This is a genomic window from Micromonospora sp. NPDC005205, assembly GCF_040608275.1.
Classification (GTDB): Bacteria; Actinomycetota; Actinomycetes; order Mycobacteriales; family Micromonosporaceae; genus Micromonospora.
Window position 1 is genome coordinate 400183 of sequence record NZ_JBEXHV010000002.1, and the last position, 16124, is coordinate 416306.

17 protein-coding genes and 1 tRNA gene are annotated in these 16124 nt (G+C 72.7%); 5 read left to right on the forward strand and 13 right to left on the reverse strand.

Annotated features, from left to right (window positions below; translation table 11 throughout):
- Nucleotides 1-24 precede the first annotated feature (24 nt).
- Both ABZU43_RS06535 and ABZU43_RS06540 read left to right on the forward strand, forming a co-directional pair.
- Nucleotides 25-495, forward strand: coding sequence for a YbaK/EbsC family protein (locus tag ABZU43_RS06535; protein WP_355005528.1), 471 nt, complete (start codon nucleotides 25-27; stop codon nucleotides 493-495).
- A gap of 64 nt (nucleotides 496-559) precedes the next feature.
- Complete coding sequence (locus ABZU43_RS06540; RefSeq protein WP_355005529.1) at nucleotides 560-1273, forward strand: RICIN domain-containing protein; 714 nt, start codon at nucleotides 560-562, stop codon at nucleotides 1271-1273.
- A gap of 48 nt (nucleotides 1274-1321) precedes the next feature.
- Here the strand turns inward: ABZU43_RS06540 and ABZU43_RS06545 are convergent, their stop codons facing one another.
- The gene (locus ABZU43_RS06545; RefSeq protein ID WP_355005530.1) at nucleotides 1322-2626 is read right to left on the reverse strand and encodes an MFS transporter; all 1305 of its coding nucleotides are present in this window, start codon (nucleotides 2624-2626) and stop codon (nucleotides 1322-1324) included.
- Nucleotides 2627-2696: 70 nt separating this feature from the next.
- On the opposite strand from ABZU43_RS06545, the gene ABZU43_RS06550 reads away from it, so the two are divergent.
- A complete protein-coding gene (locus ABZU43_RS06550) occupies nucleotides 2697-3686 on the forward strand; it encodes a helix-turn-helix domain-containing protein (protein ID WP_355005531.1) in 990 nt (329 codons plus the stop codon).
- 259 nt (nucleotides 3687-3945) lie between these two features.
- Here ABZU43_RS06550 and ABZU43_RS06555 read toward each other — a convergent pair whose 3' ends face one another.
- From ABZU43_RS06555 to ABZU43_RS06590, 8 genes are all read right to left on the reverse strand, one after another.
- Nucleotides 3946-4410, reverse strand: a complete 465-nt coding sequence (locus ABZU43_RS06555) for a hypothetical protein (protein WP_355005532.1) — start codon at nucleotides 4408-4410, stop codon at nucleotides 3946-3948.
- Between the two features lie 28 nt (nucleotides 4411-4438).
- Entirely contained in the window at nucleotides 4439-6391 is a 1953-nt protein-coding gene (locus tag ABZU43_RS06560) for a VWA domain-containing protein (RefSeq protein ID WP_355005533.1), read from the reverse strand.
- Between the two features lie 2 nt (nucleotides 6392-6393).
- Nucleotides 6394-7854 (reverse strand): sigma 54-interacting transcriptional regulator, encoded by a 1461-nt coding sequence (locus ABZU43_RS06565; RefSeq protein WP_355005534.1) that lies wholly within the window; start codon nucleotides 7852-7854, stop codon nucleotides 6394-6396.
- A 54-nt stretch (nucleotides 7855-7908) separates the two neighbouring features.
- Nucleotides 7909-8985 carry a hypothetical protein gene (locus ABZU43_RS06570; protein ID WP_355005535.1) on the reverse strand — a complete coding sequence of 359 codons (1077 nt, stop codon included), beginning with the start codon at nucleotides 8983-8985 and terminating at the stop codon, nucleotides 7909-7911.
- Nucleotides 8986-9061: 76 nt separating this feature from the next.
- Nucleotides 9062-9712 carry a response regulator transcription factor gene (locus tag ABZU43_RS06575; protein WP_355005536.1) on the reverse strand — a complete coding sequence of 217 codons (651 nt, stop codon included), beginning with the start codon at nucleotides 9710-9712 and terminating at the stop codon, nucleotides 9062-9064.
- A complete protein-coding gene (locus tag ABZU43_RS06580) occupies nucleotides 9709-10953 on the reverse strand; it encodes a histidine kinase (RefSeq protein ID WP_355005537.1) in 1245 nt (414 codons plus the stop codon). Before ABZU43_RS06580 ends, ABZU43_RS06575 begins: the two co-directional genes overlap by 4 nt.
- Before the next feature lie 55 nt (nucleotides 10954-11008).
- Nucleotides 11009-11506, reverse strand: coding sequence for a hemerythrin domain-containing protein (locus ABZU43_RS06585; RefSeq protein WP_355005538.1), 498 nt, complete (start codon nucleotides 11504-11506; stop codon nucleotides 11009-11011).
- Between the two features lie 5 nt (nucleotides 11507-11511).
- Nucleotides 11512-12492 (reverse strand): aldo/keto reductase, encoded by a 981-nt coding sequence (locus tag ABZU43_RS06590; RefSeq protein ID WP_355005539.1) that lies wholly within the window; start codon nucleotides 12490-12492, stop codon nucleotides 11512-11514.
- 70 nt (nucleotides 12493-12562) lie between these two features.
- Here ABZU43_RS06590 and mgrA point away from each other — a divergent pair, with 70 nt between their 5' ends.
- Nucleotides 12563-13558, forward strand: coding sequence for an L-glyceraldehyde 3-phosphate reductase (gene mgrA / locus ABZU43_RS06595; protein ID WP_355005540.1), 996 nt, complete (start codon nucleotides 12563-12565; stop codon nucleotides 13556-13558).
- 27 nt (nucleotides 13559-13585) lie between these two features.
- Here mgrA and ABZU43_RS06600 read toward each other — a convergent pair whose 3' ends face one another.
- Both ABZU43_RS06600 and ABZU43_RS06605 read right to left on the reverse strand, forming a co-directional pair.
- Nucleotides 13586-14515 (reverse strand): lytic polysaccharide monooxygenase, encoded by a 930-nt coding sequence (locus ABZU43_RS06600; protein WP_355005541.1) that lies wholly within the window; start codon nucleotides 14513-14515, stop codon nucleotides 13586-13588.
- Nucleotides 14516-14576: 61 nt separating this feature from the next.
- On the reverse strand, nucleotides 14577-14921 hold the full coding sequence (locus ABZU43_RS06605; RefSeq protein ID WP_355005542.1) for an SdpI family protein: 345 nt from the start codon (nucleotides 14919-14921) through the stop codon (nucleotides 14577-14579).
- A 124-nt stretch (nucleotides 14922-15045) separates the two neighbouring features.
- On the opposite strand from ABZU43_RS06605, the gene ABZU43_RS06610 reads away from it, so the two are divergent.
- Nucleotides 15046-15168 carry a 50S ribosomal protein L36 gene (locus ABZU43_RS06610; protein WP_030490864.1) on the forward strand — a complete coding sequence of 41 codons (123 nt, stop codon included), beginning with the start codon at nucleotides 15046-15048 and terminating at the stop codon, nucleotides 15166-15168.
- A gap of 163 nt (nucleotides 15169-15331) precedes the next feature.
- On the opposite strand, the gene ABZU43_RS06615 is transcribed toward ABZU43_RS06610, so the two are convergent.
- A tRNA-Ala gene (locus tag ABZU43_RS06615) sits at nucleotides 15332-15404 on the reverse strand.
- A gap of 88 nt (nucleotides 15405-15492) precedes the next feature.
- Nucleotides 15493-16083, reverse strand: a complete 591-nt coding sequence (locus tag ABZU43_RS06620; protein ID WP_355005543.1) for a YqgE/AlgH family protein — start codon at nucleotides 16081-16083, stop codon at nucleotides 15493-15495.
- Nucleotides 16084-16124 lie beyond the last annotated feature (41 nt).

The window sequence follows — 16124 nt, forward strand, 5'->3', positions numbered from 1 at the left end:
GGCCCGACGGCTACCGTGGCGGGCATGCCATCGCCAGCGATCACCGCCCTGGACGCCGCCCAACTGCCGTATCGGCTGGTCAGCCACGGTGCCGTCGGCAGCCTCGCGGAGGCCGCCGCCGCCCGGGGCGTAACCGTCCCCGACGTGGTCAAGACAATCGTGGTCCGGCGCGGCGAAGACGATCACCTGTTCGTGCTCACCCCCGGCGACCGGGTCATCTCCTGGCCCAAGCTGCGCGCCCTGCTCGGGGTGCACCGGCTCTCCATGCCGGACGCGGCGGGCGCACTGGCCGCCACCGGCTACGAACGCGGCACCATCACCCCGTTCGGCGCGAGCACCGCCTGGCCGGTGGTCGCCGACGAGCGGCTGCGCGGCCGGGAGATCACCCTTGGCGCCGGCGAGCGGGGTCTCGCCATCGCGATCGACGCCGACGCCGCGATCGCCGCCCTCGACGCCACGGTGGCCGACGTCACCGACGAGCAGCCCACCCGCTGAGCCTCGCCGACCCCCGCACCGCCGGGCTGGCTCCGGCGCGACGTCGTGGGTGAGGATGGCGCGTATGTCAGCGCCCGAGGAACGCCCCGATCCCGCCGGCACCGTCTACGGCGGGCACCGGGCACCGCGCTCCGGCCCGCTGGCCGATCCGATGCTGCGGGTCGCGGTGGCGGTCGGGGCCGTCGGCGTACTCCTGGGGGTCGTCTTCGCCACCGGGCTGCTCGACGGTGACGGCGAGCCGTCGGTGCCGGCGTCGGTCGGTTCACCGTCCAGCGCGGCGCAGCCCAGCGCGCCGACCGGCGAGCCGAGCCCGACCGCACCGGCCGAGCCGTCGCCGACCCCGTCAGCCAGCACGCCGGCCGCCCCGCCCACCGGGCCCCGGGTGCTGCGCGCCACCTCGGGCCTCTGCCTGGGGCTCGACGGTGCCGGCAAGGAGGCCGGGGCCGAGTTGGCCGTGTGCACCGGCGCCCCGGAGCAGCAGTGGGTGGTCAGCCCGGCCGGCGCGGGCGTGCTGTCGTTGACGAACGCCGCGTACGGGCAGTGCCTCGACGTCGAGGGTGGCAGTCAGGACGACGGCGCGCGGTTGCTGCAGTTCCCCTGCCACGGTGGGGCCAACCAGCAGTGGCGGTTCGGCGGGACCGACACCAGCGCGGTCCTGCTCATCGCCGCGCACAGCAACAGGTGCGCCCAGGCCGACGACGACGCCGTCGAGGCGGGCGATGACATCCGGCAGCGACAGTGCGACGGCCGGCCGGCCCAGCAGTGGACAGTGAGCTGACCGGCCGACGCGTCGCACGTCCCGTGCGGCCGTCAGGTTCAGCGCGGTTCAACCCCGGAACCTCCACGCCCTGGGCGCGGTCGCGGCGACCAGCACGGCCTCCGGCACCGCTCGGCCCGGTCGGCGGCGCAGCAGCAACGACAGCCCGGCGGCGCCGATCGACAGCGCACCCGCCACGTACCAGGCCATCGCGTAGTCGCCCAGCCGGTCCCGGACCAGCCCCGCGCCGGTGGCGGCGACCGCCGCGCCCAGTTGGTGCGCGGCGAACACCCAGCCGAACACCACAGCTCCGGCGCCACCGAAATACTCCCGGCACAGCGCCACCGTCGGCGGCACCGTGGCCACCCAGTCCAGGCCGTAGAAGACGATGAACACCAGCATGCTCGGCTCGGCGGTGCCGGAGAAGAGGCTCGGCAGCACCAGCAGGGACAACCCGCGCAGCGCGTAGTACAAGCCGAGCAGCAGCCGGCTGTCCACCCGGTCGGTGAGCCAGCCGGAGGCGATGGTGCCGACAATGTCGAAGAGCCCCACCAGGGCGAGCAACCCGGCCGCCGTGGTCTGGGACATGCCGTGGTCGTGCGCGGCCGGCACGAAGTGGGTACCGACCAGGCCGTTCGTGGTCGCCCCGCAGATCGCGAAGCCTCCGGCCAGCAGCCAGAACGGTCGGGTCCGGGCCGCGGTGGCCAGCGCGCCGATCGCCCGGGCCGCCGCGCCGCCGGTCGCCGGCGGCGCCGCGACGACAGCGGTCGCCCCGTAGGCGGGCAGGCCGAGATCCGCCGGGTGCTCGCGCAGCAGCCACACCACCAGGGGTACGACCGCCAGCGCCGCCGCGGCCACCACGAGTGCGGCGGTACGCCAGCCGTGATCGCGTACCAGGATGGCGATCAGTGGCAGGAACACCAGTTGCCCGGCCGCCCCGCCGGCGGTCAGCACTCCGGTGACCAGGCCCCGCCGGTGCACGAACCAACGGCCGGTGACGGTGGCCACGAACGCCAGCGCCATCGAGCCGGTGCCCAGCCCCACCAGCACACCCCAGCAGAGCAGGAGCTGCCAACTGGCGGTCATGAAGACCGTCAGACCGCTGCCCGCGGCGACCAGCAGCAACGCCACCGAGACCACCCGGCGGATGCCGAACCGGTCCATCAGGGCGGCCGCGAACGGCGCGGTGAGCCCGTAGAGCAGCAGGTTGACCGAGACGGCCGCGGAGATCGTGGCCAGCGGCCAGCCGAACTCCTCGTGCAGCGGGTGCAGCAGCACCGACGGGGTGGCACGGAAGCCGGCCGCGCCGACCAGCGCCACGAAGGCAACGGCGGCGACCAACCAGGCGGGATGCAGACGGCGGTTCTTGGTCACGCGACAAGTCTGAGCGGGGCCGTCGACGGCGACGAGTGGCCGGAAAGCCATCGTGCGCAATAATCGGGCCATGTCCGTACGCCCGCACAACATCGCCGTACTCGCCCTCGACCACGTGGTCGGCCTGGACCTCGGCACCCCGGCCCAGGTCTTCAGCACCGCCCGCGCCACCGACGAGACGCACTACTACGACGTCCTGGTGTGCACTCCCGGCGGGCAGCCGGTCCGTAGCACCGCGGGCTTCCAGGTGCTACCCGACCACGGGCTGGAGTTGCTCGACACCGCCGACACGGTGATCGTCCCCGGCATCCACGACGGCACCGTCCTGTCCTCGGGCATCGTCGAGCCGGACGTGACCGAGGCGCTGCGCGCGGCGTACGAGCGGGGTGCCCGGATCATGTCGATCTGCACCGGAGCGTTCGTGCTCGCCGCCGCCGGGCTCCTCGACGGGCGGCGGGCGACCACCCACTGGGCGTACGCCGAGCAGTTCCGCCGCCTGCACGACCGGGTGGACCTCGACCCGGGCGTGCTCTTCATCGGCGACGACCGGGTGCTCACCTCGGCCGGAGTCGCCGCCGGCATCGACCTCTGCCTGCACGTCATCCGCCTCGACCACGGCAGCGAGGTGGCCAACCGGGCGGCCCGCCGCTGCGTGATGCCGCCGTGGCGCGACGGCGGTCAGGCGCAGTACATCGAGCAGCCGGTGCCGAAGGCGACCGACACCAGCACGGCGGGAGCCCGGGAGTGGGCGCGGCAGCGGTTGCACGAACCGATCGCGCTGCGCGACCTGGCCGAGCAGGCGCGGATGAGCGTGCGCACCTTCACCCGACGCTTCCGTTCGGAGACCGGCCTCAGCCCGGCGCAGTGGCTGCTGCACCAGCGCACCGACCACGCGAGACTGCTGCTGGAGACGACCGACCTCACCGTCGACCAGATCGCCCACCGCTGCGGTTTCGGCACCACCGCCGCCCTACGCCAGCAACTGCACCAACGCATCGGCGTGGCCCCGTCCACCTACCGCCGCACCTTCCACCCCCGCCCCGAACTGATCAAAACCTGACCGCACCGCACCGCACCGCGCCCCCGCACCCCGCGCTGCGCCCCCGCGATCTTGCACTTCCGGTCGCCCGTATGCACGGTTTGCCCTAATTGCTGGGACAGAAAGTGCAAGATCGCGTGGAGCCGGGGGCAGGGAACGGGTAGGGCTGGGCGGGCGTGATGTCTGTGGGTCATCAAGATGACCCACAGACATCACGCTCAACGGACCACGGCACCCGTGCCGGGTCGCACTGATCAGCCGCCGCCCGTACCGCCGCCGTTCAGGACCGGAGCAGGTGCAGTTGGGACTGGTGCTTCGGCAGGTGCACCCGGGTGTGCAGGTCCAGGGTGCGGGACCAGGGCAGTGGCTCGTCGACGACGAGGTCGAAGCCCTCGCGGAGGTGCGTCTCGACCGGCGTCTCCGCTGCCAGGCCGAGCTGGTCGACCAGCCCGCACAGCCTGTCGCTGGTGCCGTGCAGCAGCGCGGTCAGGCCACGCAGGCCACCCTGCTCGGCGGCGAGCGCGTCGAGCTGCGGACGGTGTACGTCCTCCTCCAACTCGTAGTAGGCGAACGGCGACCCGGCCAGCAACGCCTCGGTGGCGTGGATCATCAGCTCGTCGTTGGCGACCAGATGCGCGACGATCTGCTCGGCACTGAGCTGCCCCTCCGGAGCCGGACCGAACCCTCCAGCGTCGACCTCCGCGAACAGGGCACCGTAAGCCCGCCGCAATCCCCCGCTCTCCATCCCCCCAGTCAACCCGCCGCGGCGGGAGTTAGCGGCGGGATTGGCGGGAGCGGAGGTAGTCGCTGACCACGTACTCGCCCAGGTCGTCGGTGTCCGGCGTGAACATGCGACCCCGGCTGCGGCGGGCCACCGCGTCGACGAAGCGTCGCAGGCCCGGGTCGTCACCGAGCATGAACAGGTTGAGCGTGGCACCGTAACGGCTCAGCCGGTCCACCTCGCGGACCGTCGCCTCGATCGTCTCCGGCAGCGGCGGCCAGTGGAACAGCGCCTCCCCGTCGTCCGGATCCAGGTGCGCGGTCGGCTCGCCGTCGGTGACCACCAGCACGATCGGCTCGGCGTCCGGGTGCCGGCGCAGGTGCCGGCCCGCCAACCGCAGCGCGTGCTGGAGGTTGGTGCCCTGCTCCATGTCCGGCTCCACGGCCGCCAACTCCTGCTGGGTGAGCGTCATCGCCTCCCGGCCGAAGCCCACGATCTGCAAAGCGTCCTGTGGGAAGCGCGTCTCCATCAGGTGCGCCAACGCCAGCGCCGTCTGCTTCATCGGCCCCCAACGACCCTGCGAGATCATCGAGTACGACAGGTCGACGCAGAGCACCACAGCGGCCGAGGCGCGCCTCTCGGTCTCCACCACCTCGAAGTCGTCCACCGCGAGCTGCACCGGGACCGTCGGCCCGGCCCGACTGACCGCCCGGGTCAACGTGCGGACCACGTCCAACGGTTGCTCGTCGCCGTACTGCCAGGGCCTGGACGCGCCGCTGACCTCGCCCGCCGCACCGGCCGAGCGCAGGTCGTGCTGGCCACGCGGCCCGGCGGTAAGCTCCGCGAAGACCTGCCGCAGCGCGGTCCCGCCGAGCCGGCGCAGCGCCTTCGGGCTCAGCGTGAGCCCCTCCGCGTCCCGGCTGACCCACCCCTGGCGGCGCAACTCCCGCTCCAGGTCACGCAGACGGCGAACGTCATCGGCCGCGTCCCGGCCCAGTGTGCGCGCCACCGCGTCGACGTCCACGTCGTCGAGGGTCGCCCCCGGGTGCTCCTGGTCGAGCTGGTCCAGCAGGTCGTCCAGGTCGCCGATCTCACCCAACGCGCCGGCCGCGTCGGCGTAGTCCAGCGGCTGGTCGCCACGGACCCGCTCGCCGCGCCCCCAGCGCAGATCGGGTCGCAGCGCGCGCAGGTTCGCGTCGAGCGCGGACAACTCCCCCGCGAGGCGGTCGCCGAGCGACTGCTGCATGAGGCCAGCCAGCTCGGCGCGCTGCCGCTCGGAGAGCGAGTTCATCAGCCGCTCACCGGCCGCCGCCCGGCGGGCCAGCACATCGATCAACTCGTCGACGTTCTCCGGCTTCTCCGGGAAGAAGTCGCCATGTCGGCGCATGAACTCGGCGAACGCGTCGGTGGTGTCCTCCGCGCGACCGTGCCGGGCCAGCAGGTCGTTCAGATCGCCCATCATCTCGGCGAGCCGCTGCTGGGCGGCCGGGTCGGCGGAGGCGCGCACCGCGTCGCGCATCCCGGCGAAGCGCTGGCCGAGCACGTCGTCGCGGAGTTGGTCGAGGATCTGCTGGTACGCGCGGCGGGCATCGTCGCTGGCCCACCGGTAGCCGGACAGCTCCTCCACCGCCCGCGCCGTCGAGCGCGGCAGATTGTCCAGCACCGCCTCGGCGAACCGCGCGGCGTCGTCGTCGCGACCCCGCAGCTCGTCCCGCTCGGCGGCGAGGGCCTGGTCGAGCAGGGCCTGGGCCCGGGTCACCGCCCCGTCCAGGTCGCCCCTGCGCAACGCCTCCCGGCGTAGCCGCCGAGCCCGGGCGGCCAGGTCGTCCAGGCCACCCCGTCCCTGCGGGCCACGGCGCAGCAGGTCACGCAGCGCCTCCCGCAGGCTGCCGCCGGCCAGCACCTCGGCACCGACCGCGTCCACCGCCTCGCGCACGTCGTACGGGGGTGCGAGCGGGTCGGGCCCGCCGTTCCACTGCCCGTAACGGAACCGGTTGCCGGCCACTGTCAGCCCCGGCCGCCGTAGACGGTGCGCCCCGAGTCGGTGACGTCCTTGCCGAGCCGGCGGGTCAGGTGCAGCCCCTCCAGCACGAACTCGACGGCGGCAGCGGCCTCCTCCGAGGTGGGCGCGTCGCCCAGGTCGAGCCGGTCCATGACCTTCGCCAGCCCGGGTACGGTGCCGACCTGGCGCAGCAGCTCGGCGGCGCTGACCAACTCGCCGGTCTCGATCGCGGCGCCGTCCTCGACCAGGGCGGTGAACCCGGACAGGTCCAGCCCGGCCAGGCGGGCCCGGAACGTCTCGGCGGTCGCCGTACGCAGCAGGTGCGCGAGGATCTCGGTCTCCCGGCCCTCCTCGCCGCTCTCGAACTCGACCTTGCCGCGCAGCGTGCTCGTCACCGACACCGCGTCACCGACGCGGGCGACGGCGGCCTCGGGGCGTCCATCCGGGGTGTCGGAGGCGGCGAGCAGACCGGCGCGACGCAACGCGGCACCGGCGACCGTCTCGGCGGCGGCGATGGCGAAGCGGGCGGAGACACCGGAGCGCGGGTCCACCGACGGCGACTCCCGGACGGCGCGGGCGAAGCGGGCCAGCACCTCCAGCACGTGTTCGGGCACCTCGGCGAACAGGTCGGCCTCCTGGCGGATCAGCGCCAGCTCCAGCTCCAGCTCGACCGGGTAGTGGGTGCGGATCTCCGCGCCGAAACGGTCCTTGAGGGGAGTGATGATCCGGCCCCGGTTGGTGTAGTCCTCCGGGTTGGCGCTCGCCACCAGGAGCAGGTCCAGCGGCAGGCGCAGCTGGTAGCCGCGTACCTGGATGTCGCGCTCCTCCAGCACGTTGAGCAGGGCCACCTGGATCCGCTCGGCCAGGTCGGGCAGCTCGTTGACGGCGAAGATGCCCCGGTTGGTGCGCGGCACCAACCCGAAGTGGATGGTCTCCGGGTCGCCGAGGGTACGACCCTGGGCGATGCGGATCGGGTCGACGTCGCCGATCAGGTCCCCGACGCTGGTGTCCGGGGTGGCCAACTTCTCGCCGTACCGCATCGAGCGGTGCAGCCAGCCGATCGGCAGGTCGTCACCGGCCTCGGCGACCTGGGCGACCGACGCCGGGGTGAGCGGGTGCATCGGGTGCTCGTTGAGCACCGAGCCGGGCAGAACGGGGGTCCACTCGTCGAGCAACGCGCCCAGTGAGCGGATCAGCCGGGTCTTGCCCTGGCCGCGCTCGCCGAGCAGCACCATGTCGTGCCCGGCGAGCAGGGCCCGCTCGACCTCGGGCAGCACTGTGTCGTCGTAGCCGACGATGCCGGGGAAACGGGTCTCGCCGGAGCGCATCCGGGCGAGGAGATTGTCGCGGAGTTCCTGCTTGACGGTGCGGTACTGGTGACCGGCCGCCCGTAGCGCGCCGAGCGTGCCGGGCAGGTCGGCCGGTGGAACCGGGATTACCGGGGTAGGCGCAGTCACCCGACCCACGCTAGCTCACATTCGCGGGGGCGCCCCGGGCATCAGGGGCCCCCGCTCCCACCCTCAGCCCCTGTCGCAACGCCGGCAGGCACCGCGACGGCGCAGGTGGTAGGCGTACGTGGCGACGCCGAGGGCCACGCCCCACAGCGGCCAGAGCAGCATCGGCGCCCCGGTCATGCTGAACCCGCCGGTCAGCCGCCAGAACTCGGGATTGCTGAGCAGCCCCAGCGAGGCCGCGGTCACGGAGATGGCGACCAGGGTGGCCGGCACCACGGCCAGCTTCACCGGCACCCGACGGCCGGCCAGGCCGAGCATCCAGCGCGGGAAACGCTCGCCCCAGCGCTGCACCAGTCCCAGGGTGAGGATCGCGCCGACGCTGGCGAAAGCGCCCAGCCCGAGCCCGGCCCAGACCAGCCCGGTGTCCTGCATCTCGGTCAGGAAATCGCGGGAGATGCCGAGCGGGATGCCGGCCGCCCAGGCGAACCGGGTCACCGCGTACGTCAGGGGGATCAACGCGGCGATGCCGGCGGCCCACCGGCCCCAGCGGATGGCGGCGGCCGGGGTGGTCCACCCCTTGCCGGTGTCGGCGCGGCCGCAGCCGACGCAGGCCCCGGCGGTACGGCGCTGCCAGGCGAGTACCGCCCCGACCAGCAGCAGCCCGCCGGCCAGCGCCGCGAACCGGGCGAACAGCGCCCAGTTGAAGACATCGGAGTAGTCGATCGGCGGCCAGCCGAACGGCGCCCCGACGATGAGTATCGGCAGGTAGCCGAGGACGATCAGCACTCGGACGTCCGGCACGACCAGGACAAGGACGAACGCGACCGCCCAGCCGTAGCCGGCGAGCAGCGCCCGCAGCGGGCCGGGTGATCGCGCCGCCAGGCGGCTCATGGCCAGGGCGGCCACCGCGGCGGTGAGCAGCACACCGGCGAAGAGCGGGGTGGCCACCTCCACCGGCACCAGGCGGAGCAGGCTCACGTCGCCGCCGTGGGGGTCGTTCGGGCCGAACGGGTAGCCGGCGCCGGTGAGCGTGCCGAGCAGGGCGAGCACGCCCCACAGGCCGAGCCAACCGGCGGCCAGTGGGGCCAGCCGATCCGGCCAGCGGGAGTCGGTACGGGGCAGAGAGGCAGTGATCGTCGTCATGCTCTCAGCCTCGACTGGCAGCCGCCGGATTCCCTCCCGGCCGGCGGTGAACCCCCTCCCCCGGTGGAGGGACCGATCAGCCGGACGGGGTGACGAAGCCGGACTCGTAGGCGGCGATGACCGCCTGCGTGCGGTCGCGGACCCCCAGCTTGGCCAGCACGTTGCCGACGTGCGTCTTGACCGTCTCCACCCCGACCACAAGGTGCGCGGCGATCTCCGGGTTGGACCGGCCGGTGGTCATCAACCGCAGCACCTCGGCCTCCCGTTCGGTGAGCCGGGCGGTGCTCAACCGGTCGCCGCCCGCCGGCCCGTACGCCCCGACCAGTTGGCGGATCGCGGCCGGGAAGAGCAGCGACTCGCCGGCCGCGACCACCCGGACCGCCTCGACCACCTCGGCGGGCCGGGCCCGTTTGAGCAGGAACCCCGAGGCGCCGGCGCGTAGCGCCTCGTAGACGTACTCGTCGTTGGCGAAGGTGGTGACCACCAGGACCCGGGGCGGGTCGGCGGAGGTGGCCATCAGGTGCCGGGTGGCCTGGATGCCGTCGATGCCGGGCATCCGTACGTCCATCAGCACCACGTCGGGCCGGTGCCGGGCGACCAGCGGCGGCACCTCGGCCCCGTCGGCGGCTTCGGCGAGCACGCGCAGGTCGGGTTGGGCGTCGATGATGGCCCGCAGCCCCACCCGGATCAGCTCGTCGTCGTCGACGATCAGCACTCCGGTGGTCATGTCGTCTCCTCGTACGGCAGGCGGGCCCGGATCAGCCATTGGTCGCCGTCCGGGCCCACGGTCAGCCGGCCGCCGAGCAGCAGCACCCGCTCCCGCATGCCGTCCAGGCCTCGACCGCCCCGCCCCGGCCGGCCCTGGTCGGGGTGGCGCACCGCGTTGGTCAGCTCCAGCTCCAGCGCGTCGCCGCGCAGGTCCAGGCGTACCGTCACCGGCCCGCGGCCGTGCCGGGCGGCGTTGGTCAGTCCTTCCTGGACGATCCGGTAGCCCTCCCGGGAGACCACAGCGGGCACCCGGGCCGGGTCGCCGGCGCGTTGCGCGTGCACGGCCAGGCCGGCCGCGCGTGCGTCGGTGACCAGCCGGTCCAGGTCGGCGAGGGTACGCTGCGGCGCCACCACGGGCCGGTCGCGTCCGTTCTCCCGGAGCAGCCCGAGCACGTGGTCGAGGTCGTCCATCGCGGTCCGTCCGACGTCCTCGATGGCGGTGAGCGCCCGCCGGACGAACTCGGGGTCGGTGTCGAGGACCTCGCGGGCGGCCCCGGCCTGGAGGGTGGCCACTGTCAGCGCGTGGCCGACGGAGTCGTGCAGCTCCCGGGCCAGCCGGTTGCGTTCGGCGAGCTGGGCGGCCCGTGCTTCGAGGGCGGCGATCCGCTCCGCCTGGGCCGGGCCGAGCAGCACCGGCGCCATGGATCCGGCGAGCGCGCCGAGACCGGCGACGGCGTAGCCGAGGACGACCAGCAGGAGCACCCCGGTCACTGTCAGCCAGCCGCTGTCCTGTCCGTCCAGTGGCCCGAACTGTTCCTGGCTGATCACCTCGGTGCCGATGCCGAACTGTTGGGCGATGAACGCCAGTGCCATCGGCAGGGCGCTGAACAACCCGATCATCACCAGCGCGCCGACGATGAGGTGGGTGGCGATCCAGAGCGCGCTGCGCAGCCGGGTCTCCCGGTCGCCGTGGTGCCCGGGCGCGGGGTCGGGCAGGTCGACGCCGAGCAGGGCCCGGACGGCGGCGATCTCCAAGGCCCGGCTGCCGTCCAGCAGCAACGGGACGACGGCGATCAGTGCGGCGATGACCAGCAGGACGTAGACCATTGGACGGGGGATCGCCGAGTCGGCGAGCAGTTGGGCGAAGGTCACCGCGAGCAGCCCGTACGGCAGTGCCAGCACGCCGCCGAGCAGCAGGAACACGCCGCGTCGCCAGGTGGTGCCGGCGACCAGCGGGGCCAGCGCCGCTCGGAGGGTCACCTCGTCATTCTGCTGCCCGGACGGGTCCCGCCGACTCCCCCGCGTCGGGGAGATGTCAGCGGTGGTCGGCGACGTACTGCTGCGGGTCCTTGTCGCGGAACGGCAGGTTGCGGCCATTCTTGTGCTCGCCGTAGAAGGTCAGCCAGCGTTGGCCCAGCTCGGCGCGGAGTTCGGTGCCGGCGTGCCGGCGGAAGTCGGGCAGCGCCTCGTCCTCTTCCTCGGCCAGGTGTTCGCTGTTCTCCCGGCGGGCGTTGCCGACCGCCTCCCACCACTGGTCCGAGCCGACCGGGTGCAGTTTCGCCTCGGCGATGGCGTCGCGGATCTTGTTGTGGTCGCCGATCGCGTCGGCGGTCTCGTCCTCGCCGTCGTCGCCGTGCTTGACCAGGTGCGGGTAGAGGATCGCCTCTTCCGCCTCGGCGTGGATGTCCAGGTGCAGGGCGAGAGCGTCCCAGATGGCGAGCATCTCCTGCTCGTCGCGGGCGTCGTCGAGGCGGGCGAAGCCACGCCGGAAGGCGGCGTGGTCGTCCAGGATCAGTGCGGTGATGTCGTCCACTGTGCTCACTTTCCGGTTGGGTTGCCGAACCGGGCACGCAGCATCGCCGGCATCGCGGCGAGCCCGGTGATCGGGCGGAAGCGTTTCGCCGCCTCAGCCAGGGCCGTGTACTCGTCGTCGGCGAGGTCGATGTCGGCGGCGGCGGCGTTGCGTTCCATCTGCTCGACCCCGGACGCCCCGGGGATGGCGAGCACGTTCGGGTGGCGCAGCAGGTGGGCCAGCGCGATCTGGCTGGGGGTGGCGTCGTGGGCGTCGGCGACCTGACGCAGCGTGTCGATCAGGGCTGCGCCGCGCTCAAGGTTTTCCGGCAGGAAGTACGGGTTGGCACGCCGGACCGCACCGGTCGGCGGGTTCCTGGCGTCGTAGCGGCCGGAGAGGAAGCCCTGTGCCAGTGGGCTGTACGCGATGACCACCCGGCCGGCCTGCCGCGCGTACGGCAGCAGGTCCTGCTCGGGGGCGCGGTCCAGCATGCTGTAGCGGACCTGGTTGCTGAGCACCCGCCGGCCGAGCGCGGCTTCGGCGATCTGCCAGCGGCGCAGCCCGTAGTTGCTCACGCCGACGTCGCCGATCAGCCCGACGTCCTGAAGGGTCCGCATGCCGCGCATCGTGTTGTGGTCGGCGACCAGCGGGTTGTGCTGGTGCACCTGGTACAGGTCGATGCTGGTGACGCCGAGCCGGGCCGCCGAGGCGACCGCCCGCTGCTGCACCACAGCGGCCACCGGCAGCACCGGCAGGATCTTGCTGGCGATCACGACCTTCGGCCGGTCGTCGCCGAGGGCCGCGCCGAGGATGCGTTCGCTGCGCCCGAAGCCGTAGATCTCAGCGGTGTCGAAGACCGTCACACCCAGCTCGACGGCCCGCCGGACGATCTGCGCCGCCTGCCGCTCGAAGTCCGGGCCGTACCCCCACTCCCGGGAGCCGAACTGCCAGGTGCCCAACCCGATCTTGGACAGCGGTTTGGGGGTGTCGAGCGCAATGAAACGCATGGCGTCGAAACTACCCCGATGTCCCGGTTTCCACGCCCGATCCACGCCAGGGCTGGCCGGAGCTAGGCTCATGATCGTGACTTACCTCGCTGCGGATGACCGCTACGACACCATGACCTACCGGCGCAGCGGACGCAGCGGCCTGCGACTGCCTGCCGTCTCGCTCGGGCTGTGGCACAACTTCGGTCCGGACCGCCCGTTCGAACGGCAGCGCGACATCGTCCGCCGCGCCTTCGACCTGGGTGTCACCCACTTCGACCTGGCCAACAACTACGGCCCGCCGCCCGGTTCGGCGGAGGAAAACTTCGGCCGGATGCTCGCCACCGACCTGAAGCCGTACCGGGACGAGTTGGTCATCTCCAGCAAGGCCGGGTACCTGATGTGGCCCGGCCCGTACGGCGAGTGGGGCTCGCGCAAGAACCTGATCTCGTCGCTGGACCAGTCGCTGGGCCGGATGGGGCTGGACTACGTCGACATCTTCTACTCGCACCGGTTCGACCCGGACACCCCGCTGGAGGAGACGATGGGGGCGCTCGACGCCATCGTCCGCTCCGGCAAGGCGCTCTACGTCGGCATCTCGAACTACAACTCGGAGCAGACCACGCGGGCCGCCGCGATCCTGCGCGAGCTGGGTACGCCGCTGCTGATCAACCAGCCGTCGTACTCGATGCTCAACCGCTGGACCGAGTCCGACGGCCTGCTCGACACGCTGGAGCAGGTCGGTGCGGGCTGCATCGCGTACAGCCCGTTGGCGCAGGGCCTGCTGACCGACCGCTACCTGGGCGGCATTCCGGCCGACTCGCGGGTTCGCACCAGCGTCTTCCTCAACGAGAGCGATCTCAGCGACGAGAAGATGGCCACCATCCGTGGGCTCGGCGCGGTCGCCGAGGGGCGCGGCCAGTCCCTCGCGCAGCTCGCGTTGGCCTGGGCGCTGCGTGACCCGCGGATGACCAGCCTCATCATCGGCGCGAGCAGCGTCGAGCAGTTGGAGACGAACATCGCCGCGCTGGGCAACCTCGACTTCACTGCCGACGAGTTGGCCGAGATCGAGCGCCACCTGGGCTGAACACCGTCGGGTCCCGGGCGGGTCGGTTCACCAGATCCGGCGCCGCCCGGCCCGGTGGTTACGCACCTCGCACTGCCGGCCCACGGGTGCTGCGGCGCTGCGGCGTCGCCGTCCGGCACCGATCAGCAGCAGCGCCAGGACCAGCACGGTGGCGGCACCGGCCAGCACCGGCCACCGGCCGCCGAGGTTGGTCACCGACGCCACCGGCACGCCCGGGTCGGCCGCCGCCGCCACCGCCGTCTCGGTGGCGACCGGCCCACTCGCGGCGGTACGCGGCGCGCTCTTCGTCGCGGCGGCCTTCGCCGGGGTGGGGGTGGCCGTGGCTCCGGTGGCCTTGGCGCCGCGGAACACCACGTCGGAGCAGGAGTAGTAGGTGTCCGGCGTGTTGGAGTTCTGCCAGATCGTGTAGATCAGGTGTCGGCCGCTGCGGCCCGCCGGCAGCCGGCCCGCCAACTGGTACGCCCCGGCCCGCACCGGCGGGTCGGTCAGCGTCAGGAACGGGCGCGACTCCAGATCCGCCCAGGTCAGCTTCTTACTCGGGTCGTAGTCGGGCGTGGTGACGTAGAGCCGGAAGGTGCCCCGGTGCTCGATGGTGGTCCGGTACCGGAAGGTGAACTTCGCGCCGGTGGTCAGCGTGGTGCTGGGCCAGTCGGTGCGGGGCAGGTCCAGTCCCCGGTACGCGGACAGCCCGCCGCTGCACAGCTCGCCGTCCGGGATCCGTTCCCGATCTCGCCCGTTGACCGTGGAAACGCGCACGTTGTCCCATTCGCGGACCGCCGCGCCGGCCTGGATCGCCGCCCGGCAGGCACTGGTGGCCGCGTACCGACCCTCGGGGCCGCAGGCCGCCGCGCGACTGACCGGGTCGGTGGGAGCGCCGTGGGCGGCTGCGGGTGTGGCGGCCAGCGGCACGGTCGCGGCAGCGACCAGCACCGTGGCGACGAGCCGGCGTACGGGCATGAGGATGACCTCCGCCCACTGGTACGGCTGGCAGACGGCAAAGGTTCGACGGCCGCCCTGATCACCGTTTCCCGTCGACGGCCGCCGCAGCTCGATCGGCGAGGTAGGCCAGGTAGACCAGGTAGGGCACGACCAGCAGGGCGAGCACCAGCACGGCCGCGATCACCGGCGGATCACCGTAGGCGGCCCCGAGCAGAATCGGCAGCGGCGAGGCGACCGCCAGCAGGACGCCGGCGCGGCGCAGGGGGCGGGCGACCCGTTGGTGCGCGGCGTGCCAGTGCTCGGCCGACCGCATCGTCGCCGGCGTCCGTACGCCGGGGCTGCGGTTTCTGTTCACCGTCGGTCGCAGCGCGACCCGGGCGGTGTACGCCACGAGCCATCCGAGGAACGCGTAGACGACAGTCACAAAGGCCCCGGGCCACACTTGAGTACCTCCTCACACATCGCCAACCATCAGCGTAGGGGGCGGGAATCCCCAGGGTGGGTGCGGCGTTTCGATACTCGGAACCGCTGGCACCGAGGAGGCAGACATGAAGGTACGTAGCTCGTTGCGTGCGCTCAAGCAGAAGCCGGGTTCGGTGGTGGTCCGCCGTCGCGGCCGGGTGGTCGTGGTGAACCGCGCCAACCCGCAGTGGAAGAGCCGCCAGGGCTGATTGAGCCCTTAGCGGACATCCAGTCGCCAACGCCCTGACCGGGTCATCCGGTCGGGGCGTCCGCGTGCTGGGGCGGTCCTGCGGATCGCGGCTGACTGCGGCGGACACCAGAAACAGCAGAACGCCCTGGTCGGATTATCCCGACCAGGGCGTTTCTCAAGGGTGGAGCCGAGGGGACTCGAACCCCTGACCCCCACACTGCCAGTGTGGTGCGCTACCAGCTGCGCCACGGCCCCTTGTTGTTCTCCCGGTCGCCCGGGCACTGGGAAACTATACACAGACCGGCCCGCATGGTCATCTCGCGGGGTCCCCCGCCAGGCCGGGTCAGTTGAGCGCCACGTCCGGCGGAAAGTGCGCGACGGCGGCCATCATCCCGCCCTGTCGGCGCAGCACCATCGGCCACAGGTCGTCGGGCCGGTCGACGAAGGCGTCACCGGGCAGCCCGTCCAGCACGAACCAGGACCCGTCGGCGATCTCCTGCTCCAACTGGCCGCTGCCCCAGCCGGAGTAGCCGGCGAAGACCCGGATGCCGCCGATGCTCTCCCGCAGCCGCTCCGGGTCGACCGAGAGGTCGATAGTGCCGACCGCTCCGGAAACCTGGTGGAAGCCCTTCACCCGGCGCATCGGGTGCCGCATCCGGGCGAGGCAGATGGCCGAGTCGGGCTGCACCGGGCCACCCTCGAAGAGCACCGCCGGGTGGCGGGCCAGGTCGCTCCAGTCACCGAGCACCTCGGCCACCGGCACCTCGGTGGCCCGGTTCAGCACCACGCCGAGCGCGCCGCCAGGCTCGTGAGCGACCAGCATCACCACCGTACGGTCGAAGTTTGGATCCTTGAGCGCCGGAGTCGCGACCAGCAGCCGCCCGGTCATCGACTCCATCGCTCGTCCGCCGATCGCCTGGCCCTCTCCCTGCATGCCACACACCCGTCAACCGTGAGCCCGCGCCGGGCGCCGGT